This is a genomic window from Corynebacterium sp. 1103A (assembly GCF_055700955.1).
Window position 1 is genome coordinate 284517 of record NZ_JASTTF010000001.1, and the last position, 22104, is coordinate 306620.

A 22104-nucleotide genomic window follows, 5' to 3' on the forward strand; every position below is an offset into this window, starting at 1 on the left:
TATCCTAGCGTGGCCGCCCCTTAACGCAGCGGCGGCACGGCGGGGCGGGTGTTAAAAAGAGGCGCCACCGCGCGCACACACACCTGGCGGTGACGACGCAGCAAGAAACGGCCCCGGGAAGACCCGGGGCCGAAATTCTAGTTGCAAGTGCGCTTAGCCATTGAAGCACGGGAAGGCTGAGCGGCCGGCGTAGACGGCGGCTTCGCCGAGCTCCTGCTCAATGCGCAGCAGCTGGTTGTACTTCGCCACGCGCTCGGAACGGGCCGGGGCGCCGGTCTTGATTTGGCCGCAGCCCAGGGCGACGGCCAGGTCGGCGATGGTGGTGTCCTCGGTCTCGCCGGAGCGGTGGGACATCATGGTGCGGTAGCCGTTGCGGTGGGCCAGGTCCACGGCGTCGAAGGTCTCGGTCAGGGTACCGATCTGGTTGACCTTGACCAGCAGGGCGTTCGCGGCCTTTTTGTCGATGCCCTCCTGCAGGCGGGCCGGGTTGGTGACGAAGAAGTCGTCACCCACGATCTGGACCTTGTCGCCGATGGCGGCGGTCAGGGCGGTGTAGCCCTCCCAGTCGTCTTCCTGCAGCGGGTCCTCGATGGAGACGATCGGGTATGCGTTGATGAGCTCCTCGTAGACCTTGGACATCTCCTCCGCGGTGTGCTCGCCGCCCTCGAAGTGGTACTTGCCTTCCTGGTAGAACTCGGAGGAGGCAACGTCGAGGGCCAAGGCGATGTCTTTGCCCGGGGTGAAGCCGGCCTTCTTGATGGCCTCCACGATGACGTCGAGGGCCTCCTTGGTGGAGCCGACGGACGGGGCGAAGCCACCCTCGTCGCCCAGGCCGGTGGAAAGGCCCTTGTCCTTCAGGACGGCCTTGAGGGCGTGGTAGACCTCAGCGCCGCCGCGCAGGGCCTCGGCGAAGGAGTCGAAGCCCAGCGGGGCGATCATGAATTCCTGGACATCCACGCCGGAGTCAGCGTGTGCGCCGCCGTTGAGGATGTTCATCATCGGCACCGGCAGGACGTGCGCGTTCGGGCCGCCTACGTAGCGATACAGCGGCAGCGCAGCGGACTCGGCGGCAGCCTTGGCGGCGGCGATGGACACGCCCAGGATGGCGTTGGCACCCAGGCGGGACTTATTCTCCGTGCCGTCCAAGTCAATCATGGCCTGGTCGATCAGGCGCTGGTCGTCAGCCACGAAACCGGCCAGCTCATCAGCGATCTCCTCGTTGACGTTCTCGACCGCCTTGGTCACGCCCTTACCCAGGTAACGGTCGTCGCCGTCGCGCAGCTCGTGGGCCTCGTGGACACCGGTGGAAGCACCGGACGGTACACCGGCAAGCCCGTGGGCACCGTCATCCAGGAAAACTTCCGCCTCCACGGTGGGGTTGCCGCGGGAATCCAGGATTTCGCGTGCGAATACGTGCAGGATATCGGCCATGCTTGAAATTCACTCCTCTAGAGGTTAGATGTGGGCGCGCCCCAAAAAACATGGGACGCCTACCTAGCTTCCATTTTTACCGAAAACTTGCCCGCGGCGTGGTTATATTCGCCAAGCCGGGCGCCCTCCCTAGCTGGTGGCCGGTTGGCCGACGGCGTAAGAATTGGCCGCAGCGGCGACTTTCCGCACGTATTCCCCAGATTGGTTGTAGGCGAGCACGCCGTCGACCCACCCTTGTTCGTGCGAAAGGTCACGTCCGTCCAAGCACAACAGTTTCGCCGCCCCGGCCGCGGCGTCGTCGATCTGGTTCGGGTCTGGGTGCCCGTCCCCGTTAGCGTCCACCCCGACGCGCTTCCAGGACTCGGGGATGAACTGCATGGGGCCTACGGCCCGGTCGTACTCGGTATCCCCGTCGAATTCGCCGTTGTCCGTGTCCGGGATCTCCGCCGTGTTGTTGGTCCCGTCCAGGCTGATGCCGACGATGGGTGGCTGCGGGTAGCCGTTGTCATCCAGAGAGGAGGGCTTGAACCAGTTTCCCGAGTAGGTCCCGTGCCGGGTCTCCACGTAGCCGATGCCGGCCAGGGTGTTCCAGCGCAGGTTGCAGTCCGGCCAGGAGTCTCGGGCGATAAGCTCCGCGTTGCCGTAGGCGCGCAGCGCTTGGGCCGGGATCCCGGTCTGCTCGGATAGGTCTTGGGCCCAGTAGGTCAGCTTATCCGCGGTGCGGCCTGGCGCGTGGACGTTGATCTCGGCAACCTCTGCTGGAGCTTCCGGCGGGACGTTCTCCGGCACCGGGGCGAGCTTCCGCACGGGCGACGGCGCGCCCAGAAAGGACAGCGACCAGCCCACCAGCGCGACGACCAGCACGATTGCGAGGACCGCGGCGCAGCCGCATCCCCGTCTTACCGTCTTGCCCGTCCGTTGAGTCACGGGGTCATATCCTACCGGCTCGGTATTGCCGAGGGCGAACCGCGACATGAGGAGATTTCCCGCAGCGGAAACGGTCACAAGTTTGCAACATTTGTCACTGTTTTAACTTCTGCCACAACCTCTCGGCTATGTTCTATCTGGGCTCTCTACGGGCTTTAACCGGCCAACAGCCGGAACCCGTCCCCGCCCCACCCCGACCTCTCTCCCCTTAATACAAAAGGACATCACCATCATGCGTTCTCGCTTGACCTCCGCCGCAACCGCAGCCGCCACCGCTTTGACCCTGGCCCTGGCCCCTGCCGCCCAGGCCGCCCCGTCGATCCTGGATCTGGGCTCCCAGCTCATCAAGGGCGCCGACTGCAACACCCTGCGCACCACCCTGCACGCTATCGATACCACCACCTCCGGCGAGCTGCTGACGCCGGAAACCACCCGCAGCCAGCTCTCGCGCAACCTGCGCGAGCTCAACCCCAACGGCCAGACGCTGTCTCCCATCCAGCTGGCTGCCACCAAGTTCGCCGGGGAGACCGCGGACCGCGCCCTGAAGTGCGGCATCGTCAAGCAGGACACCATGCTCACCGGCGGCACCGGCCTGTCCTCCCAGCTGGGCGACTACCTCCCGCTGTTGTCTTCTACCCTGCGCCAGGGCGCCTAAGCAGAGCCGCTTCAGCAGCTAGGAACGGCGGCTGCGGGCCTTAGCCTCCTGCCAGAGGCGCTCCTGCTCTTCGCTGGGCACGACCGTGCGCGTGCCGTCGAAGAGATAGGGGCTGCGCTGCCGCATCTTGTTCACAAAGCTGGCCGCCACGTCCGCGAACTCGAAAGCACCCCGGCGGCTGGCGATTTCGGCGTGGAAGAGCACTTGCAGGAAGACGTCGCCTAGCTCAGCACAGAGCTCGGACTCGTCCGATCCGGAGCGCACCGCCTCGGCGAACTCGGCGGATTCTTCCTCCAGGTACGACAGGAGGCTGGTGTGCGTCTGCGCGCTCTCCCATTCCCCGATGTGCAAGGCCCGGGTCATCACGCGCTGCGCCTGGCCGACCGGGTCCTGCCGCGACTCGGCCTCGATGACCGCCTCGTCCGCAGCGAGCCGGCGCTGGACCTCCGGGTCATTCTCATCGGTGGTCACAAGCACGCCCTCAGGCGATTCCCCCGCGACCAGATCGGAGAAATTCCACCGCACCTTCACGGGAACTTCGCTGGTGAAAGACACCGGGCCGAAAAGCCGGCCATGCGCCTGCATGGGGATCAGGGTGGGCCAACGTTCATCGAGCAGCAGGACAGTCATAGACCCCGAGTATAGGGGGTCGCCTTCGCTGAATTCCCTTGCGGGCGGTATACACGATAGCTTTAACGGGTGACTAATCAAGATTCCCCGGTGGTGGCAGCGAAGGGCCGCTCCCACTCCGTAACGCTATGGACGCTGGTAGCGCTCATTATCGGCTCCACGGTGGGCGCGGGCATCTTCTCCCTGCCGCAAAACATCGCCTCCGTGGCCGGCCCGGGCGCCATGCTCATTGGCTGGCTCATCGCCGGCGTCGGCATGCTGTCCGTCGCCTTCGTCTTCCAGATCCTGGCACACCGCAAGCCCAACCTCGACTCCGGCGTGTATTCCTACGTGCGCGCCGGCCTGGGTGATTTCATCGGTTTTACCTCCGGTTGGGGCTACTGGCTGGGGTCGGTCATGGCGCAGGTCGGCTACGCCACCCTCTTCTTCAACACCGTCGGCCACTACATCCCGTTTTTCAACGCGGATCACCAGTGGACCTCCGCCCTGGCCGTCTCGGCCATGACGTGGCTCATCTTCGCCGTGCTGGCCCGCGGCATCCAGCAGGCCGCCTTCATGAACCTGGTGACCACCGTGGCCAAGCTGGTCCCCATCCTGTCCTTCATCGTTTTGGTGGCCTTCCTCGGGTTCAGCTGGGACAAGTTCACCTTCGATTTCTGGGGCCGGGCCTCCGAGGCCAGCCTCTTCGAGCAGGTCCAGGGCATCATGCTCTTTACCGTCTGGGTCTTCATCGGCGTGGAGGGCGCGTCCGTCTACTCTAAGCAGGCCCGCACCCGCGGCGACGTCGGCCGCGCGACGGTGGTGGGTTTCTTCTCCGTACTCGCGCTGCTGGTCTCCGTGTCCACGCTGTCCTTCGGCGTGCTGAGCCAGGAAGAGCTCGCCGCGCTGCCGGATAACTCCATGGCCTCGGTGCTTAGCGCCGCGGTCGGCCCGTGGGGCGGCGCGCTCATCTCCCTAGGTCTGTGCCTGTCCGTGCTGGGCGCCTACGTCTCCTGGCAGATGCTGTGCGCTGAGCCCATCGTGATGATGGCTATCGATGGGCTTATCCCCCGCCGCATCGGCACCGTCAACGTGACCGGCGCTCCGTGGGTCGCGCAGCTGATTTCCACCTCGGTCATCCAGGTCTTCATCATCATCTTCTACCTGAATGAGACCTCCTACAACGCCATGGTGCAGCTGGCCACCATCATGTACCTCTTGCCCTACATCTTCTCCGCGTTCTACCTGCTCCTGCTCACGGTGCGCGGCAAGGGCTTGAACCACCCGCACGCCGGCGTGCGCTTTGATATCTCCGGGCCTAAGGTCAGCCGCCGGGACAACCGCCGCCACTTCGCCATAGCGTTGGTCGCCTTCATCTACTCCGTCTGGCTCATCTACGCCGCCGATCCGGTCTACGTGCTCCTTGGCGCCCTGGCCGTCATCCCGGGGATGATTCCTTACGTCGGCACCCGCCTGTACAAGCGCGAGCGCGTCTTCAACGCCTTCGAGTGGGGTGTGGTCGCCATCGTGACCATCGGCGCCGTCGTGGCCATCTGGGGACTGAGCGCCGGCTCGCTCAGCCTCAGCTAGCAGCTCCACTTTAAAGATCACACGGCCCAAAAGACCACACGTCCCAGGCACACGAAAAGTCCGGTTGATTCATTGAGAGCAACCGGACTTTTCGCTGGACTTGTCGCGTACTAGCTAGTAGCGGATGACGCGTCGGCCGTCCACACCGCCGTTGATGAGGCCGTCGAAGACGTCGTTGACGTCGTCCAGCTTGACCTCGGTGACGGTCGGCTTGATCCTGCCGCGGGCGTAGAAGTCCAGCGCCTCTTCCAGATCCTGACGGGTACCGACCAAGGATCCGCGGATGGTCAGGCCCTTGAAGACGATGTCGAAGATCGGCGCCGGGAAGTCTCCCGGCGGCAGGCCGTTGAAGACGATGGTGCCGCCCTTGCGCGCCATGCCGATGGCCTGACCGAAGGCCTGCGGGTGGACTGCGGTCACCAGCACACCGTGGGCGCCGCCCTTGGTGTATTCTTCCACGGCCTGGGCCGGGTCCTGTTCCTTGGCATTGACGGCGAACTCGGCGCCGTGCTTCTTGGCGAGCTCCAGCTTGTCGTCGGCGATATCCACGGCGATAACGCGCATGCCCATGGCCACGGCGTACTGGACGGCCACGTGGCCCAAGCCGCCGATGCCGGAAATCACCATGAACTGGCCCGGCTTGGTCTCTGCTTCCTTCAGGCCCTTGTAGACCGTCACGCCGGCGCACAGGATGGGGGCCACCTCAATGGGGTCGGCCCCTTCTGGGATGCGCGCGCAGTAGCGGGTATCGACCAACATGTACTGGCCGAAGGAGCCGTCGACGGTGTAGCCGCCGTATTCGGCCTCGTTGCACAGGGTCTCCCGGCCGGTGCGGCAGTATTCGCAGGTTCCGCACGCGGACCAGAGCCAGACGTTACCCACGATGTCGCCTACCTCGAGGTCGTGCTCGCCCGGCCCCAGCTTGATGACCTCGCCAACGCCCTCGTGGCCGGGCACGAAGGGCGGTTCCGGCTTGACGGGCCAGTCCCCGCCGGCGGCGTGGACGTCAGTGTGGCAGATGCCGGAGGCGATGTTCTTAACCAGGGCTTGGTTGCGGCCGGGCTCCGGCAGGCCAATGTCCTCGAGGTTGAGCCGGGGGCCGAATTCTTCGACGACCGCGGCGCGGAATTTTTCAGACATAGCGGTTGGTTCCTTTCTACGTTGCTCACTGCCCTAGGCGGACCACTTGAACAAGTCACCCGTGGCTTCTTCGGTGGGGGTAACACGTACTGGCGCAAGTGCCGTAACCAGCAGCGTAGAAGTGGCGAAGGGACCACGCTAGGGCCTTACCCCACGTGCGAAACCTGCAAAGAACAGAGTTAACACGACGCGGCGCACACCCGTCCAGGTAGTTGCCGAGGCGAACCAAGGCCGAGGCCAATTTTACCCAATGCTATGCTCGATAACACCGTTAACGCCATAAAGTGATTTATGGCACCCGCAGGTCATGGTGCCAATTTTCATTAAGAGAAAAACTTACCCCCGTCAAACTAAATTGTCTGACGGGGAAGTCGCAGGGTGGAAGCTGTCTGTTCTCGGCTCTCAGCTCTCAGCCAGTAGCGGCTACTGCCCCACCGAAATCACGTTCTTCTTGTCCTTCGGTGCGGGCTTGCCCGGATCCTCGCCGGTGACGCCTACCTTGTCCACGTCGAACATGGCGGAGATAAAATCGGCCACCCACTGCACCAGCTCCGTATCGCGCAGCTGCGGGGAGGTGACGTTGCGGCCCGCCTTCGGGAAGGGCACCTGCAGCGCCTGGGCCGCGGCGCGGTAGTTCGACCCCGGGTACAGGCGCTTGAGGCGCACCTGCTTGGAGTCGGGCAGCTCGACCGGGTGGAACTTCAGGCGGGTGCCCTGCACCGTGACGTCGGAGATGCCCGCCCGGCGCGCCTGGTGGCGCAGCCGCGCCACGGCCAGCAGGCGCAGGACCTCGGTGGGCACGGGCCCGAAGCGGTCCTCCATCTCCTCGCGGACGGCGCGCAGGTCTTTGTCGTCCTGGGAGGCCGCCAGCTTACGGTAGACCTCCAGGCGCAGGCGCTCGGAGTTGATGTAGCGCTCCGGGATGTGCGCGTCCACTGGCAGGTCGATGCGGATTTCCTTCGGGGCCTCGTCGGTGACCTGCGGGGTCTCGCCCTTGGCCAGGGCCTTGAAGGTCTCCACGGCCTCGCCTACCAGCCGCACGTAGAGGTCGAAGCCGACGCCGGCGATGTGTCCGGACTGTTGGGCGCCCAGCACGTTGCCGGCGCCGCGCATCTCCAGGTCCTTCATCGCCACGGCCATGCCGGCGCCCAGGTCGTTGTTCTGGGCGATGGTGGCCAGGCGGTCGTAACTGGTCTCGCTGAGGGTTGCGCCCTTCGGGTAGAGGAAGTAGGCGTAGCCGCGCTCGCGGGAGCGCCCCACGCGGCCGCGCAGCTGGTGCAGCTGGGACAGGCCCATGTGGTGGGCGTTTTCCACGATCAGGGTGTTGGCGTTGGCGATGTCCAGGCCGGTCTCCACGATGGTCGTGCACACCAGCACGTCATACTCGCGGTCCCAGAAGCCCTGCACGGTCTTTTCCAGGACTTCCTCGGGCATCTGCCCGTGGGCGACCACCACGCGCGCCTCCGGCACGAGCTCCCGGATTTCGCGCGCCTTCTTCTCGATGTCCGCGACCTTGTTGTGGATGAAGAAGGTCTGGCCGTCACGCAGCAGCTCGCGCCGGATGGCGGCCGCGACCTGCTTGTCCTCGTAGGCGCCGACATAGGTCAGCACCGGGTGCCGGTCTTCCGGCGGGGTGAGGATGGTGGACATCTCGCGGATGCCGGCCATGGACATCTCCAGCGTGCGCGGGATGGGCGTGGCGGACATCGTCAGCACGTCAACCGAGGCCTTGAGCGCCTTTATGTGTTCCTTGTGCTCGACGCCGAAGCGCTGCTCCTCGTCCACGATGATGAGCCCCAGCTGCTTCCAATACACCCCGGTCTGCAACAGGCGGTGGGTGCCGATGACGATGTCTATCGTGCCATCCGCCAGGCCGGAGATGATCTCCTTGGCCTCCTTCTGGGTGGTAAAGCGGGAGAGCACCCTCACTTCCAGCGGGAAGCCCGCCATGCGCTCGGTGAAGGTGTTGTAGTGCTGCTGGGCCAGCAGCGTGGTCGGCACCAGGACCGCGACCTGCTTGTCGTCCTGGACAGCCTTGAAGGCCGCGCGCACGGCGACCTCGGTCTTGCCGTAGCCGACATCTCCCACCACGACGCGGTCCATCGGCACGGTGGATTCCATGTCGTGCTTGACCGCGTCGATGGCCAGCATCTGATCCTCGGTCTCTACGAAGGGGAAGTTGTCTTCCATCTCCTGCTGCCAGGGCGAGTCCTCCGCGAAGGCGTGCCCGGGGGCGGCCTGGCGCTTGGCGTAGAGTTCCACCAGCTCGCCGGCGATTTCGCGCACGGCGGCCCGGGCCTTCTTCTTGGTGTTCTTCCAGTCCGAACCGCCCATCTTGGACAGCTTCGGGGCCTCGCCGCCGGTGTATTTGCTCAGCAGGTCCAGCGAGTCCATGGGCACCCACAGCTGATCCGCCGGCTGGCCGCGCTTGGAGGCGGCGTATTCCAGCACGATGTACTCGCGCCGCGAGGTCTCATCCCCGGCCTTGATGGTGCGTTCGGCCATCTTCATAAAGCGGCCGATGCCGTGGGTTTCGTGCACAACGAAATCGCCCTGCTTAAGGGCCAGGGGATCGACCTTGTTGCGGCGCTTGGCCGGCCGGCGCTTCGCGCCGGCGATATCGCCCACGCGGTTACCGGTCAGGTCGGTTTCCGTGATGACGACAAGCGGCAGGGCTTCCGCGTCCTTGAGCTTGCGAACTTTGGGGAAGACCAGGCCGGCGTGGCTGAGCGCCTGGTACAGGGTGACCTTGCCCGGGCTGGGCTCCCAGCCCGGGGTGGCAACCTCGGTGGGGATCCCCTTCTCGGCGAAACGCTCCACCATGCGCTTGATGGCGCCGTGGGCGGGCGCGATGAACGCCGCCCGGCCGCCGGCCTGGGTGTGGGCGAGCAGCTCAGCCATCATCTGGTCGATGGCCTTGAGATCCCCGCGCGGGGTGGGGCCCGGCTCGAATTCGAGCGGCAGGGTCTCGGCCTCGTCGGCGGCGAACATGCCGGGCGGGGCGAAGGTCCACAGCGGGCGCCCGGAGTCGGTGACCAGGTCCGACAGTTCGTCGTAGTCGCGGAAGCTGGCCGCCGACAGGTCGAGGCCCTCCGTGGCCAGCGGGCCGTCCGCGCCCATGGCGGCGGCCTCCCAGCCGGCGGCCATGAACTCCGCGTCCGTGTCGACCAGGTCAGAAATGCGCGTGCGGATCTTCTCCGGCGCCACCAGGACCACGTGGGCGCTCGCGTCCAAGAAGTCCGTCAGGGTGACCATCGGGGCATCGCTTAGCGCCGGCAGCAGCGCCTCCATGCCATCGGCGGGGATCTTCTCGCCCAGCTTGGTCAGCAGTTCCACCAGGGCCGGATTGCCGGGGTGCTTCTGGGCCAGCTCCCCGGCCCGCCGCGCGACCGCGTCAGTAACGGGCAGTTCGCGGGCGGGATAGACGTCGACGGCGCCGACCTCAATCTCCGGGATGGTACGCTGATCGGCCACGGAGAACTGCCGGATATCGGTAATCTCGTCGCCCCAGAACTCCACGCGCACCGGGTAGTCCAGCGTCGTCGGGTAGACGTCCAGAATCCCGCCGCGGATGGCGTATTCACCCTTCCGGGCCACCATGTCCACGTGGCGGTAGGCCTTAAAGTCCAGGGCCTCCACGAGCCCGGTGAGGTCGTGTTCTTCCTCCTCCGCGAGGTGGATCGGCGCCCGGCCCTCCACCTCCTGGAGGATCGGCTGGCTAAAACCGCGCGCTGCGGTGACCACCACGCGCACGTCGCCGTGCGATAGCCGGTCCAGGACCTGCGCGCGGCGGCCGATGATATCCACGCCCGGGCTCAACCGCTCGTGCGGTAACGTCTCCCAGGCGGGGAAATAAGCCACGGCATCGCCCAGCATGGCGGCCAGTTCGGCGCTGAGATCCTCCGCCTCACGGCCGGTCGCGGTGACCACCAGCACCGGCGCCTGGTTGGCCAGCGTGCCAATCGCCCAGGGACGAGCCTGGTCAATGCCAGTGATGTGCAGGGCGCGCTCCCTCGCCTGGGCGGCCAGGCCTTTAAGCTTCGGATCGGAGGCAGCGACCTTGAGCAGGCCGGCCAGCATTGCCGTCATTAATTCTCCTCTTCCTGTGTCTGCCCCGTGCCACCGGCTGGCGGCGCGACGAGCTTCGGCTGGGCTTGCATGCCGGAGAGCCCATTCCAACACAAATTAACAATATGCGCGGCCACGACCTCTTTGTCCGGCTGGCGCACATCCAGCCACCATAGTGCCGTGGTGGAAACCATCCCAACCAGCGCCTGCCCATAGAGCGTAGCCAATTCCTCGTCCAGGCCCCGGCGGGCAAAAGCCCGGCCCAGTATATAGCTGACCTGGCCGACCGCCGTATTCAACAACGTGCCGTAGGAGCGCTCCGTGCCAGGCTTGGAGTCGCGCACCAGGATGACGAAACCGTCGGTTTCCTCCTCCACGTAGGTCAACAACGCCAGCGCGGCCTGCTCAATGCGCTCCCGCCAGCTGCCGTGCTCGATCGCCTCCGTAATGACGGCCTCCAGCGCCACCATCTCCCGGTCAACAACCACCGCGTAGAGCCCTTCCTTGCCCCCGAAGTGCTCGTAGACCACCGGTTTTGAGACCCCAGCCCGCGCCGCAATTTCCTCGACACTAGCCCCGTCGAAACCTAGCTCCGCAAAGGCCGCCCGGCCCACAGCCAGCAGCTGTTCGCGCCGCTGGCGGCCCGTCATGCGTCGTTTCACCATGCCTTAAAGCCTAGCCGCCGATGCCCCCTGCAGGCACCACCGGGCCTGCCACCCCGCCCAGCGCCCGGGCCCCACCGACCACCCACGACGCCGTCCCTCAGCCTACCTACGACGCCACAACCCGATTATTCCAATCCCCGGCCCGTAAGGTAGTCTGTTAAAGCACAACGCCTCACCACTGAAGCGTCGTAATTCCCCATGGTGTAATCGGCAACACTACGGTTTTTGGTACCGTCATTCTAGGTTCGAGTCCTGGTGGGGAAGCTTTCCATTTACCCGCCCTGAGCAGTTTTCACTGGTAGGGCGGGTTTTACGTATCCGCCGTCCAACCAACCCAGACTTTCCACGGACTAATTTTTGTTTTTCGGCGTGGAATTGTCGTGGGATTCCTCGCTCCCCACTTACCGCGCCTAGCACTAGGCAAGCATCTGATTGCCGCATAAGCTCGGACTCAGACGGCAAGGGAAAAGGTCCCGGTCATCTAGTACGGAATAGAGTCCGAAATGCACAAGACAAGTGTCTTCACCGAACGCGGCACCACCACACCCGTCACCGCCGCACGTGCGGATTCCCGCGCCGCCTGAGCGAGACAACGGGCGCTCCACACAGTTCTGGTAACCCACTCCCCTCATCTTTGACCAAGAAGTTAAGACATGACCTACATCATCAGCGCAGCCCAGTTCGTCTACGACGTGGAGGTCTGGGGCGAAACGCTCCCGGAAGTGCGCAAGAAGCTCATCGACGAGGCCTTGGACCAGGGCATAAATATGGACTGCTGGATAGACCAGGTTTACGCGGTCTCTTCTCTCGATGAGTCCGAATTGGACGAGGACGAGGTCGCAGAGCTCAAGACCCGCGTCCGCTGGACTCGGATACCTTGCGCGATTTGGCCATCCACTTCTGGGATGTGCCGGACGTCAAGTACGAGGTGACTGAGACTCTCGTCTCCATCACCCGCGGCGAGCTCAAGGCCTCCCAGCACCTGCTGGGTCAGGACAACGCCGGCATGGCCCACGCCCTAAACGTCGCCCCACGCACCTACGCCCGCTGGATCGCCGGGGCCATGCCCATCATAATGGGGATCTGCGAAGACGTGCGCGCCCTTTTGCCCGCATCGGCGAGGACGCGGCCGAGCTCAGCGACCTGCACGACCACGAGACGATCGTCGTCTACCCGAGCACCGGGTCGGAACAGCAGCTCGACGGACGCAGCCTGGGCTGGGAGCAGCGCGCCTGCGAGCTCGCAATGCGCAGGCACGGCGTGCCCGTCTACCTCGACGGCGAGATCTAATGACCCACTAGTTCGCTAAAAACGCCCCCGCAAGCAACCATCAGGTCACCTGCGGGGGCGCTTCCATATCGCAGCTCCGAGCTGCGTTAGCTGCGGACCTTCACGAGGTCGCGGTACACAGTGGGCTCGGAGACTTCCAGACGCTCCGCTGCTGCGGCGATTCCACCTTTGAGCAGGAAGAAGCCTGCTTCTTCAAGGTTCGCAACAACTTCCAGGCGTTCGTCTCGACGCATCTGGTTTGGCGCAGCGCCTTGCTTTTCTAGTGCGGTATCCAGCATGGACTCAAGGAGGGACTCCAGGTTGGTCCGCAAGCTTTCTAGGGAGTGGTGGTTTTCTTCCTCCGCCTCGTCCGAACCGGTGTTGGTTGTATTGGCGACGGCAGCCGCGCTCGTGGCTTGGGCGAGCTGCACCGCCCGGCGCTTGGCCTCGGCCGTGGTCGGCATGGGAGCTCCCTCAGCAGCGCTGTCGCGGGATTCGCCGATGAGGCTGCCGGCTAGACGCTGCACGTTGACGAGTTCGGTGATGTCGACGTTCACGCAGACCATTCCGATGAGTTCGTTGGACTCATCCCGGATGAAGTAGCTGGACGAACGGCAAATGCGCCCGACGGCGTTGACTGAGCGGTAGCCCGCCACGAACGGGATGGAGTCGTGGGATCCTTGCTTCATGAACCACAGGGCGAAGTCCGTTACCGGGCCGCCGACCTCACGGCCACTGATGTGGCTGTTGACGATGGCGATGATGGACTCATCCGGCACGGTCAGGTCGTGCAGCACAACCTCGCAGTTGGGTCCCATCGCCTGGCCCATGAACTCCACCAGAGGAACGTAGCGGGCATGCAGGTCGGCCGTATCTTTCACCGGTGCAGAGGTGACGAGGTCTTTCAAAGCCGTGTGCATGTCCGCGTTCCTTATCTCTGGTTGGGGTTCAGTGTTTTACTGTGAGTATTCTTACGTATTCCGTAAGTTTAGCTGCAAGGCAGGAGTCGAGGGAAGAGAACGGTGGCCAGACCGCCCTCGGAGGTCTCCCGGTACTTGGAGTTCATGTCCTTACCGGTCTGGTACATGGTCTCGATGACGTTGTCCAGGGACACGGTCGGGTCGGACTCGCGTTCCAGGGCCATGCGGGCCGCGTTGACGGCCTTGACGGCACCAACCGCGTTGCGCTCGATGCAGGGCACCTGCACCTGGCCGCAGACCGGGTCGCAGGTCAGGCCCAGGTTGTGTTCCATGCCGATTTCGGCAGCGGCACACACCTGCTCCGGGGTGCCACCCATGAGTTGGGCCAGGCCGGCCGCAGCCATGGAGCAGGCCACGCCCACCTCACCCTGGCAACCAACCTCAGCGCCTGAGATGGAAGCGTTCATCTTGAACAGCGCGCCCACCTGGGTGCAGGTCAGGAAGTAGTCGCGGTAGGTGTCCTCGTCAACCGGGGAGATGAACTTGTCGTAGTAAGCCAGCACGGCTGGGACGATGCCGCAGGCACCGTTGGTCGGGGCGGTAACCACGCGCCCACCGGAGGCGTTGACCTCGTTGACGGCCAGGCCGAAGACGTTCAGCCAGCTCATTGCGCTCAGCGGGTCGTTACCGCCGTTCGGCTTCTCGGTCAGGCGCTTGTACAGCACGGCTGCGCGGCGGGGAACGTGCAGCTTGCCCGGTAGCGTGCCCTCAGTGGTGATGCCGCGCTGGATACCTTCCTTCATGACGTCCCAGACCTTGGCCATGTGCTCGCGCACTGCGTTCTCACCGTGAGCCTCGATTTCGTTGGCCATGGCCAACTCCGGGATGGACAGGTCGTGGCGGCGGCACAGGTCGAGCAGGGCCGCCGCGGTCGGGTACGCGTACGGCACCGGCTGGTGCGGGGCGCAGGCGCCGCCGACTTCCTCAGCCTCCACAATGAAGCCGCCACCGATGGAACAGTAGAACTTCTCCATGACGACCTCGTCGCCGTTGTAGGCGGTCAGGGACATGGTGTTCTCGTGAGCCGGGTGGAAATCGGAGCGGAAGACGATGTCGTCAAATTTGACCATGCGCTCGGCGGAGCCGATTTCCAGCTTGTTGGTGGCGCGCACCTTAGCCAGGAAGACCGGCATCTCGTCGATGTCGACGGTCTCGGGCTCGTTGCCCGCCACGCCCATGATGATGGCGTCGTCAGTGGCGTGCCCCTTGCCTGTCAGGGACAGGGAGCCGTAGACCTCTGCGTGGATGCGGTCGACCCGGTCGATGATTTCGGCGCGCTCGAGTTCATCCACGAACTGGCGGCCGGCCTTCATTGGTCCCAAGGTGTGGGAGCTAGAGGGCCCGATACCAATCTTGAACATTTCAAAAATACTGACGAACATGGTTGGATTACCTTTCCGAAATTTTCCTATTCCCGTAGTGGGAGTACCGAAGTGGGACGGAGGAAGTGGTCTTAGAAGACCTGGATGATGTTGTAGACGATGGTGGCAACGGCCACGATGCCGATGACGGTGATGAAGTAGTTACCGAAGTGTCCGCGGAACTTCTTCAGGGCGTCAATCTTGTGGATGGCGTACTGCGGCATCAGGAAGAGGAGGATGGCAATCGTCGGACCGCAGAGGGTCTCAATCATGCCCAGGATGGACGGGTTAGCCCAAGCGACCAGCCAGGAGGAAACCAGCATGAAGATGAGGGTGCCGGTTTCCAGGGCTTTGTTACGCTGCAGGTGGCCGCCGGAGGACTTCACGACGATACCTTCGAAGCCTTCGGCCGCACCGAGGTAGTGGCCTAGGAAGGACTTGGCGACGGCGATGATGGCGACAATCGGGGCGACCCAAGCGATAATCGGGTCATCGAAGTGGTTAGCCAGGTAGGACAGGATGGTGATGTTTTGTTCCTTGGCTTCTACCACGTTCTCCGGGGACAGGGACAGCGCGCAGCTGAATACGAAGAACATAACCACGCCGACCATAAGAGCCTCAGCGGCGGCTAGGACCTGGCCGGTCTTCTTGTCAGCCGCGGCACCGTACTCCTGGCGCTTTGCCTTGGCGAAGGAGGAGATAATCGGCGAGTGGTTGAAGGAGAAGACCATAACCGGGACCAGCAGCAGCAGGGTAACGCCTAGGCCGTGGCCGGAGACGCGGGAGACCTCGCTCATGTCGAAGGTGCTGAACAGGGCGCCAGACCAGTTCGGGATGAGGTACAGAGACAGCAGGACCAGGATGGCGATGAAAGGGAAGACCAGAACGGACATGGCCTTGACCACGAAGTCGTTGCCCATGCGGACAACCAGGATGAGGCCACCGACCAGGATGGCGGACAGAAGCCAGCGTGACGGCGGCTCGATGCCCAGCTGGTGCTGCATGAAGCTGGAGACCGTGTTGACGATGGTGACCGAGTAGACCAGCAGAATCGGGTACACCGACAGGAAGTACAGGATGGTCATGGCCATGCCGGCCTTCGGGCCGAAGTGCTCCTCGACCACCTGGGTCAGGTCAGCGTCCGGGTTGGAGCTGGAGAGCATGAAGCGGGTCAGCGCGCGGTGGGCCATGAAGGTCATCGGGAACGCAACCAGCGTCATGATGATGAGCGGGATAATACCGCCCTGGCCGGCGTTGATCGGAAGGAAGAGGACGCCGGCACCAATTGCGGTACCGAACAGACTCAGCATCCAGACCGTGTCGGTCTTGTGCCAACCGCGAGGATCCACGGTGGGCTTTTCGCCAGAAAGAAGGGGGGTCGTGTTCTGTGCTTTGACGGCCTGCGAATCGCCAGAGCCGGATTCTGACCCGGCGGCGTTCTGCGGGTTGGTGATTGTGGACATTGTTGTCTCTCCCAGTAGTGCGATATGTGAGCCACTTTCAGGACTCGGGTGGGACTGCCATCTGGAACCCTTGTGACAGCTGCCACTCGATTTCCCTTTCGTGTTAGTTGTAACTTTATCCCTCCCCTATGGCTTGTGCAAATAAATTTGCTGCAAATCCCAAGAAAATGACTGCAATGTGACCAAACACTCAGAAATGCACCGTACCCAGCGCATTTATTGGCTCATAGCGATACGCCCGTACCGTTTAAACGCGTGCAAAAACCACCCCTTTTGCACGAATGACAAAGTCTTTTCAAGGCTTTTCGCGACCTGTGCAAACTAATTTTTATCAGCCTCGAAACGTTTATCACCGGCCTGCCATCGCCGGCCCGCGCGCGGAACTACTTCCGCCGGCCACCCCACCAGCGGTTTCCCGTCCGCCGCACGAATTGCGCCATGTGTTCCGCGGTGTAGTTCACGGGGGCGCGCCCAGGCCGGGCCAGCACCCACCCGCGCCAGTAGGCCAAGACCGCCAGCCCGGTGCCCACCAGCGGCGCTACCAACATTCCTAGTGCCTGGAGTCCGGAGCTGGAAAAGCCCGCCATGACCACGCCGGTGACAATCGCCGGGACCGCATAGAGCGGGCTGCCGCCGAAGATCCCCGGGATCTGCCCGGAGGCAATATCACGGATCATTCCCCCACCCACGGCGGTCAGCACGCCCATGAACACGCAGGCGATAAGCGGCACCCCGTGGGACAGCGCCTTCACGCACCCGGTGGTGGACCACACGCCCAGGATGATGGCGTCGCCGTGGACCTTGAAGATTTCCCAGACCTTGCCCTTCAGATCGGTTAAGAACGCGACGAGCGCACCCACGCACGCCAGCCCCAGGTAGGCCGGGTCCGAGACGGCGGCGGCCGCGCCCGCCCCGATCAGCATGTCGCGCATCATGCCGCCGGCCAGCGCCGAAAACAGCGCGAGGAAGATGAAGCCGACGATGTCGAATTCCCGCTTGCGGGCAATTGTCCCGCCGATGATCCCGTTGAGGACCACTCCGATCAGATCAAAGCCTTGATAGAGGGTGGAGATGAGCGGATCGACGTCGTGCATGCTTACAACAATAGGCATCCGCGCGGAGCTTCTCCCCGCCCGAATGGCTTTGGACTGCTGTGCCGGCTACTTGGCGTCCAAATTGGACTGGTGCCCGCCCGGGTTGCCGCGCGCGGCCGGCTCGTCGGCACCACCCGCAGGTTGGGCCCCGCTGGTGGGCGCATAGGGCGCATAGGGGCTGCGGGAGGCATCGATGGAGCCGTGCTCCGCGTGGCTGGACGAGTGCCTGGCGTGATCGTCGAAGGTCATCGCCGCCGGGGTCACTCGCACGTCGGGTTCCTCGCCGGGCTTGACCACTACAAATTGTCCCATCATTCCCTCGTCCTCGTGCAGGAGCATGTGGCAGTGGAACATATAAGGGATGGTCGGGTCCGGGTAATAGCCGAATTCCACCAGGAGGGTTGCCGTCGCCTTCGGAGGCAGGTCGATGGTGTCCTTCCAGCCCTGGGTGGGCACCTCAATCCCCTGCCCGTCGAAGTCCAGGATCTTGAACCGGGAGTTGTGGATGTGGAAGTTGTGCGGCCAGTCCGCGTTCTCGTTTTCCACGTGCCAGATTTCCGGCTTGTCGTGGTCAATCACCTCGTCCACGCGGGCCATGTCCATGGATTCGCCATTAATAAGGAAGGTGTTGAGCACGAAGGTGCGCTCCTTCAACCCTTCTCTAGCGGGCGCCTTGCCCGCGGCCGGGTCGAGCTGTGCCGGCAGCGCAGGGGCCTCCGGCGCGTCATCCTGCGGGCCGCGCAGGGTCAGCAGGTCGAAGGAGTCCTGGAAGCCGAAGTCCACGGTGTACTCGCCGTTTTCGGGGATGCCAAACCGATCCTCGCGCGGCCGGGAGACCAGCTTGATTTCCTCGCCCGGGGACAAGTCCACCAAGGCTTCGACGCGCTCGCCGGGGCCGATCAGGATATCGTCGGCCTCCACCGGCACGCCCAGCAGCCCGGAGTCGGAGGCGATGACCTGGAAGGGGGCGTCGTTGTCCAGGCTGAGCGTGTAGAAGCGCATGGTCGCGCCGTTTAAGAAGCGCAGCCGCACCCGGCGCGTGGTGGCCTGGAAGAAGCAGTTGGTCTGGCCGTTGACCACCGGCGTGGTGCCCATCAGGCCCAGGGTGTCATCGATCCGGTTATCCAGCTGGTCATCATCGGTGAACTTGAGATCGCAGAGGACGACTGGGATATCGTCCACACCGTAGTCGTGCGGAATCTCCAGGGACTCGGAGACCTCGTCGTCCAGGATGAACATGCCTGCCAAGCCGCGGTAGGCCTGCACGGCGGTCTGCCCGTGCGGGTGCGGGTGGTACCACACCGTGGCGGCCGGCTGTGCCACCGTCCAAGACGGTTCCCAGCTCTTCCCCGGCTCGATGGGCGAGTGCGGGCCGCCGTCGGCATAGGCCGGCAGCTTCATCCCGTGCCAGTGGACGGTGGTCATCTCCGGCAGGTTGTTTTCTACGCGGACCTTGACCTCTTCGCCCTTTTTGGCGCGCAGCGTCGGGCCCAGGTAGTCGCCGTTGAAGCCCCAAGTCCGCGTGCGCGGCTGGCCCGGCAGGATTTCGGCATGGCCGGCCTGGGCCTGCAGGGTGAACGTGCGGCTCTTTCCCTCCAGCGAGCCCTCGTAGAGAGGAGGGATGGCCAGCTTGCGCAGCTCACCGTCGTAGCCGCGCGGTTCGGGCTGCTGGCTCGACTGGCTACCTGAACACGCCGCCAGTGCCGGCGCGGCGGCCGCCCCCAAGGCGGCGACGAGCGTGCCGCGGAAAAACGTGCGCCGGTTGAACGGGCGGTGCACATGGGCACGAGCGGGCATAAACAATCACCTTTGCCTTCACAAAACCGTGAAAATTGATACTCCCTCCAGCCTAGGCCACCGGCCGCGCCAGCCGCCCCGCGTTTGAGCCGCCGCGCACAATCTCACATTGGTTGGGATCTCGCCGATTTTATTCACACTCCTAATCCCCACCGCCGGGCCGAAGTCCTGCTCAGTCGGTTTGCGGCGAGGCCGGCCTTACTACCTAAAAAGCACCTCGCCCAATAAGCTCGACGCCATGGACAACAAGAATAGGGAATCCCACAACGCGCGGCGTTTCGTCTGGGCCAACGGTCTGCAAAACCTGGGCGACCAGGTGGTCTCCGCCAAGACGGTACTGCCGTGGGCTTTCCAGGCAGCCGGCGTTCCCCACTTCTTCACCGCCCTGCTGGTGCCCTTCCGCGAGTCGGGCTCCATGCTGCCGCAGGCCGCGCTCACTCCCTGGGTGACCACGCACAACAGCCGCAAGAAGCTGTGGATGTTGGGCTCTATCGGCCAGGCGGTTTCCGCTTTCTTCATCGGCCTTATCATCATCGTCGCCAGCGGCTGGCTGCTCGGCGCTGGCGTCTTACTGGCGCTCGCGGCGCTGTCGGTGTTCCGGGCACTGTGCTCCATCGCGGGCAAGGACGTCCAGGGCCGCACGATTTCCAAGGGCACCCGGGGCCAGGTCACCGGCCGGGCCACCGCGGTCGGGGGCGGTGCCACCCTGCTGGTCGGTGTTTTCCTCGTGCTGACCGGGCAGCTGCCCCAGTGGGCGCTGGGCGTGCTGGTGGTGGCCGGCTCGCTGACCTGGGCGGTGGCCACGCTGGTCTTCCGCGACATCGCGGAGCCCGTCACGGAGGAGGACCAGGCGCCGCCGGCGGCCAACTGGTGGCAGGACACGTGGCAGCTCTACACCGGCGACCGCCGCTTCCGGCGATTCGTCAACGTCCGCTCCCTGCTGTTGGTCTCCGCGCTGTCCACGACGTTCATCGTTAGCCTGGCCCAGCGCAACGGTGATACCCTGCTGGGCGGCCTAGGCTCGTTCCTCTTGGCCTCCGCGGTGGCCTCGCTCATCGGCGGGCGGGTCTCCGGCGTCTTTTCCGACAAGTCTTCCCGCAACGTCATGGCCAGCGGCGCGGCCGTAGCCTCCGTGGTTTTGGTCCTTATCGTGGCTGCCGATGCCACCCTGCCCGCCGCGGTCAACCAGTGGCTGCTGCCCGCCGGCTTCTTCGTGGTCACCCTGGCGCACACCGCCATCCGGGTGGCCCGCAAGACCTACGTGGTGGACATGGCCGAGGGCGACCAGCGCACCCACTACGTGGGCGCGGCCAACACCATGATGGGCGTCATGCTGCTGGTAGTCGGCGGTATCTCCGCCCTCATCGCCCTGGCCGGCCCCTCGGTTGCGCTGCTCTTTTTGGCCTTGGTCGGCGCGGTGGGCGTCTGGCGGGCCCGCCAGCTCGAGGACGTTTCCGGCTAAGTAGCGCCCCGGGGCGGCGCGACGTGTCTGCTCAAAAGAACGCGGCTGGGCGCGGTCCGCTATATGATGTTTAGCGAAAAACTTATTGCACTTTCGCCGATTAAGATTTTGGAGAGTTCCCCACGTGGCAAGCCCGCAACCCGTAGCCGTTATAGTTCTCGCCGCCGGCGCTGGCACCCGCATGAAGTCTGCAACGCAGAAGACTTTGCACAGCATCGGCGGCCGCAGCCTGTTAGGACACAGCCTCTATGCCGCCGCAGGGCTGGAGCCCGAACACCTCGTGGCCGTCGTCGGCCACCAGCGTGACCAGGTCTCCCCCGCCGTCGACCAGCTCGCCGAGGAGCTCGGCCGGGAGATCCTGCAGGCCGTCCAGGAAGAACAAAACGGTACCGGGCACGCCGTGCAGTGCGGCCTGGAACCGCTCCCCGACTTCGACGGCACCGTCATCGTCACCAACGCCGACGTCCCGCTGCTGCGCGCCGAGACCATCGACGGCCTGCGCGCCGCGCACCAGGAGGCTGGCAACGCGGTCACCGTGCTGTCGATGGAGTTGGATAACCCCACCGGCTACGGCCGCATCGAGCGCGCCGAGGATGGCAGCGTGCAGGCCATCGTCGAGCACAAGGATGCCAGCGACGCCCAGCGCGCTATCCGCGAGGTTAACTCCGGCGTCTTCGCTTTCGACTCCGCCACGCTGCGCTCCGCGCTGGCCCGCCTGGACACCAACAACGCCCAGGGCGAGCTCTACATCACCGACGTGCTGGAGATCGCCCGCGAGGACGGCCAGGCAGTCGGCGCCTTCCGCGCCCCGGACCCGGCTGAGCTGGCCGGCGTCAACGACCGTATCCAGCTGGCCGCCGCCGGCCGCGAGCTCAACTGCCGCCTGGTAGAAGAGGCCATGCGCGGCGGGGCCACCGTCGTCGATCCGGAAACCACCTGGATTGGTGTAGGCGTGACCATCGGCCAGGACGTGACCATCCACCCCGGCACCCAGCTGTGGGGCACGACCTCCATCGGCGACAACGCCGTGGTGGGCCCGGACACCACCCTGACCGACATGCAGGTGGGCGCCGGCGCCAGCGTCATCCGCACCCACGGCGAAGGCTCGGTCATCGGCACGGAGGCCACCGTCGGCCCGTTCGCCTACATCCGCCCGGGCGTCATCCTGGGCGAGAAGGGCAAGCTGGGCGGCTTCGTCGAGGCCAAGAAGGCCCACATCGGCCCGGGCTCCAAGGTCCCGCACCTGACCTATATCGGGGACGCGACCGTCGGCCGCGAGTCCAACATCGGTGCCTCCTCCGTCTTCGTCAACTACGACGGCGTGAACAAGCACCATACCACCGTGGGCGACTACGTCCGCACCGGCTCGGACACCATGTTTATTGCTCCGGTGACGGTCGGTGACGGCGTGTATTCCGGAGCGGGTACAGTAATCAAGGACGATGTTCCTGCAGGAGCACTCGTTGTCTCTGGTGGCAAGCAGCGCAATATCGAGGGCTGGGTGCAGAAAAAGCGGCCGGGCACCCCGGCGGCGGAAGCGGCGGCCCGCGCGCAAGGCGAACCACATAACGGCGACCACAATTAAGAAGGGTT

16 protein-coding genes are annotated in these 22104 nt (G+C 64.5%); 5 read left to right on the plus strand and 11 right to left on the minus strand.

What is annotated here, in order from left to right:
* Positions 1 to 153: 153 nt before the first annotated feature.
* Both eno and QQS52_RS01320 read right to left on the minus strand, forming a co-directional pair.
* The gene (gene eno, locus QQS52_RS01315; RefSeq protein ID WP_472772218.1) at positions 154 to 1431 is read right to left on the minus strand and encodes a phosphopyruvate hydratase; all 1278 of its coding nucleotides are present in this window, start codon (positions 1429 to 1431) and stop codon (positions 154 to 156) included.
* A gap of 129 nt (positions 1432 to 1560) precedes the next feature.
* Positions 1561 to 2358, minus strand: coding sequence for a lytic transglycosylase domain-containing protein (locus QQS52_RS01320; protein WP_472772219.1), 798 nt, complete (start codon positions 2356 to 2358; stop codon positions 1561 to 1563).
* A gap of 232 nt (positions 2359 to 2590) precedes the next feature.
* Here QQS52_RS01320 and QQS52_RS01325 point away from each other — a divergent pair, with 232 nt between their 5' ends.
* Positions 2591 to 3013, plus strand: coding sequence for a hypothetical protein (locus QQS52_RS01325; RefSeq protein ID WP_472772220.1), 423 nt, complete (start codon positions 2591 to 2593; stop codon positions 3011 to 3013).
* 18 nt (positions 3014 to 3031) lie between these two features.
* Here QQS52_RS01325 and QQS52_RS01330 read toward each other — a convergent pair whose 3' ends face one another.
* On the minus strand, positions 3032 to 3643 hold the full coding sequence (locus QQS52_RS01330) for a MazG nucleotide pyrophosphohydrolase domain-containing protein (protein WP_472772221.1): 612 nt from the start codon (positions 3641 to 3643) through the stop codon (positions 3032 to 3034).
* A 69-nt stretch (positions 3644 to 3712) separates the two neighbouring features.
* On the opposite strand from QQS52_RS01330, the gene QQS52_RS01335 reads away from it, so the two are divergent.
* Positions 3713 to 5212, plus strand: a complete 1500-nt coding sequence (locus QQS52_RS01335) for an amino acid permease (RefSeq protein WP_472772222.1) — start codon at positions 3713 to 3715, stop codon at positions 5210 to 5212.
* 114 nt (positions 5213 to 5326) lie between these two features.
* Here QQS52_RS01335 and adhP read toward each other — a convergent pair whose 3' ends face one another.
* From adhP to QQS52_RS01350, 3 genes are all read right to left on the minus strand, one after another.
* Complete coding sequence (gene adhP, locus QQS52_RS01340) at positions 5327 to 6352, minus strand: alcohol dehydrogenase AdhP (RefSeq protein ID WP_472772223.1); 1026 nt, start codon at positions 6350 to 6352, stop codon at positions 5327 to 5329.
* 423 nt (positions 6353 to 6775) lie between these two features.
* Positions 6776 to 10432 carry a transcription-repair coupling factor gene (gene mfd, locus QQS52_RS01345; RefSeq protein ID WP_472772279.1) on the minus strand — a complete coding sequence of 1219 codons (3657 nt, stop codon included), beginning with the start codon at positions 10430 to 10432 and terminating at the stop codon, positions 6776 to 6778.
* Positions 10433 to 10440: 8 nt separating this feature from the next.
* Positions 10441 to 11085, minus strand: coding sequence for a TetR/AcrR family transcriptional regulator (locus QQS52_RS01350; protein WP_472772224.1), 645 nt, complete (start codon positions 11083 to 11085; stop codon positions 10441 to 10443).
* Between the two features lie 653 nt (positions 11086 to 11738).
* Between QQS52_RS01350 and QQS52_RS01355 the strand changes: the two genes are divergently transcribed.
* Positions 11739 to 12017 (plus strand): hypothetical protein, encoded by a 279-nt coding sequence (locus tag QQS52_RS01355; RefSeq protein ID WP_472772225.1) that lies wholly within the window; start codon positions 11739 to 11741, stop codon positions 12015 to 12017.
* Positions 12018 to 12461: 444 nt separating this feature from the next.
* On the opposite strand, the gene QQS52_RS01360 is transcribed toward QQS52_RS01355, so the two are convergent.
* From QQS52_RS01360 to QQS52_RS01380, 5 genes are all read right to left on the minus strand, one after another.
* Positions 12462 to 13274, minus strand: a complete 813-nt coding sequence (locus QQS52_RS01360; protein ID WP_472772226.1) for a helix-turn-helix transcriptional regulator — start codon at positions 13272 to 13274, stop codon at positions 12462 to 12464.
* A gap of 68 nt (positions 13275 to 13342) precedes the next feature.
* Entirely contained in the window at positions 13343 to 14716 is a 1374-nt protein-coding gene (locus QQS52_RS01365) for an L-serine ammonia-lyase (protein ID WP_472772227.1), read from the minus strand.
* Between the two features lie 71 nt (positions 14717 to 14787).
* A complete protein-coding gene (locus QQS52_RS01370; protein ID WP_472772228.1) occupies positions 14788 to 16158 on the minus strand; it encodes an SLC5/6 family protein in 1371 nt (456 codons plus the stop codon).
* Between the two features lie 383 nt (positions 16159 to 16541).
* On the minus strand, positions 16542 to 17252 hold the full coding sequence (locus QQS52_RS01375; RefSeq protein WP_472772229.1) for a trimeric intracellular cation channel family protein: 711 nt from the start codon (positions 17250 to 17252) through the stop codon (positions 16542 to 16544).
* Positions 17253 to 17318: 66 nt separating this feature from the next.
* Positions 17319 to 19049, minus strand: a complete 1731-nt coding sequence (locus QQS52_RS01380; RefSeq protein ID WP_472772230.1) for a multicopper oxidase family protein — start codon at positions 19047 to 19049, stop codon at positions 17319 to 17321.
* A gap of 238 nt (positions 19050 to 19287) precedes the next feature.
* On the opposite strand from QQS52_RS01380, the gene QQS52_RS01385 reads away from it, so the two are divergent.
* Together QQS52_RS01385 and glmU are read left to right on the plus strand one after the other, a co-directional pair.
* Entirely contained in the window at positions 19288 to 20511 is a 1224-nt protein-coding gene (locus QQS52_RS01385; protein WP_472772231.1) for an MFS transporter, read from the plus strand.
* Positions 20512 to 20635: 124 nt separating this feature from the next.
* Positions 20636 to 22096 (plus strand): bifunctional UDP-N-acetylglucosamine diphosphorylase/glucosamine-1-phosphate N-acetyltransferase GlmU, encoded by a 1461-nt coding sequence (gene glmU / locus QQS52_RS01390; RefSeq protein ID WP_472772232.1) that lies wholly within the window; start codon positions 20636 to 20638, stop codon positions 22094 to 22096.
* Positions 22097 to 22104 lie beyond the last annotated feature (8 nt).

Excerpts from the sequence above, each read along its gene's own strand:
- eno (WP_472772218.1), bottom strand. The coding sequence starts at position 1,431 with ATGGCCGATATCCTGCACGTATTCGCACGCGAAATCCTGGATTCCCGC.
- QQS52_RS01325 (WP_472772220.1), top strand. The coding sequence starts at position 2,591 with ATGCGTTCTCGCTTGACCTCCGCCGCAACCGCAGCCGCCACCGCTTTG.
- QQS52_RS01330 (WP_472772221.1), bottom strand. The coding sequence starts at position 3,643 with ATGACTGTCCTGCTGCTCGATGAACGTTGGCCCACCCTGATCCCCATG.
- adhP (WP_472772223.1), bottom strand. The coding sequence starts at position 6,352 with ATGTCTGAAAAATTCCGCGCCGCGGTCGTCGAAGAATTCGGCCCCCGG.
- mfd (WP_472772279.1), bottom strand. The coding sequence starts at position 10,432 with ATGCTGGCCGGCCTGCTCAAGGTCGCTGCCTCCGATCCGAAGCTTAAA.
- QQS52_RS01350 (WP_472772224.1), bottom strand. The coding sequence starts at position 11,085 with ATGGTGAAACGACGCATGACGGGCCGCCAGCGGCGCGAACAGCTGCTG.
- QQS52_RS01355 (WP_472772225.1), top strand. The coding sequence starts at position 11,739 with ATGACCTACATCATCAGCGCAGCCCAGTTCGTCTACGACGTGGAGGTC.
- QQS52_RS01360 (WP_472772226.1), bottom strand. The coding sequence starts at position 13,274 with ATGCACACGGCTTTGAAAGACCTCGTCACCTCTGCACCGGTGAAAGAT.
- QQS52_RS01365 (WP_472772227.1), bottom strand. The coding sequence starts at position 14,716 with ATGTTCGTCAGTATTTTTGAAATGTTCAAGATTGGTATCGGGCCCTCT.
- QQS52_RS01370 (WP_472772228.1), bottom strand. The coding sequence starts at position 16,158 with ATGTCCACAATCACCAACCCGCAGAACGCCGCCGGGTCAGAATCCGGC.
- QQS52_RS01375 (WP_472772229.1), bottom strand. The coding sequence starts at position 17,252 with ATGCACGACGTCGATCCGCTCATCTCCACCCTCTATCAAGGCTTTGAT.
- QQS52_RS01380 (WP_472772230.1), bottom strand. The coding sequence starts at position 19,049 with ATGCCCGCTCGTGCCCATGTGCACCGCCCGTTCAACCGGCGCACGTTT.
- QQS52_RS01385 (WP_472772231.1), top strand. The coding sequence starts at position 19,288 with ATGGACAACAAGAATAGGGAATCCCACAACGCGCGGCGTTTCGTCTGG.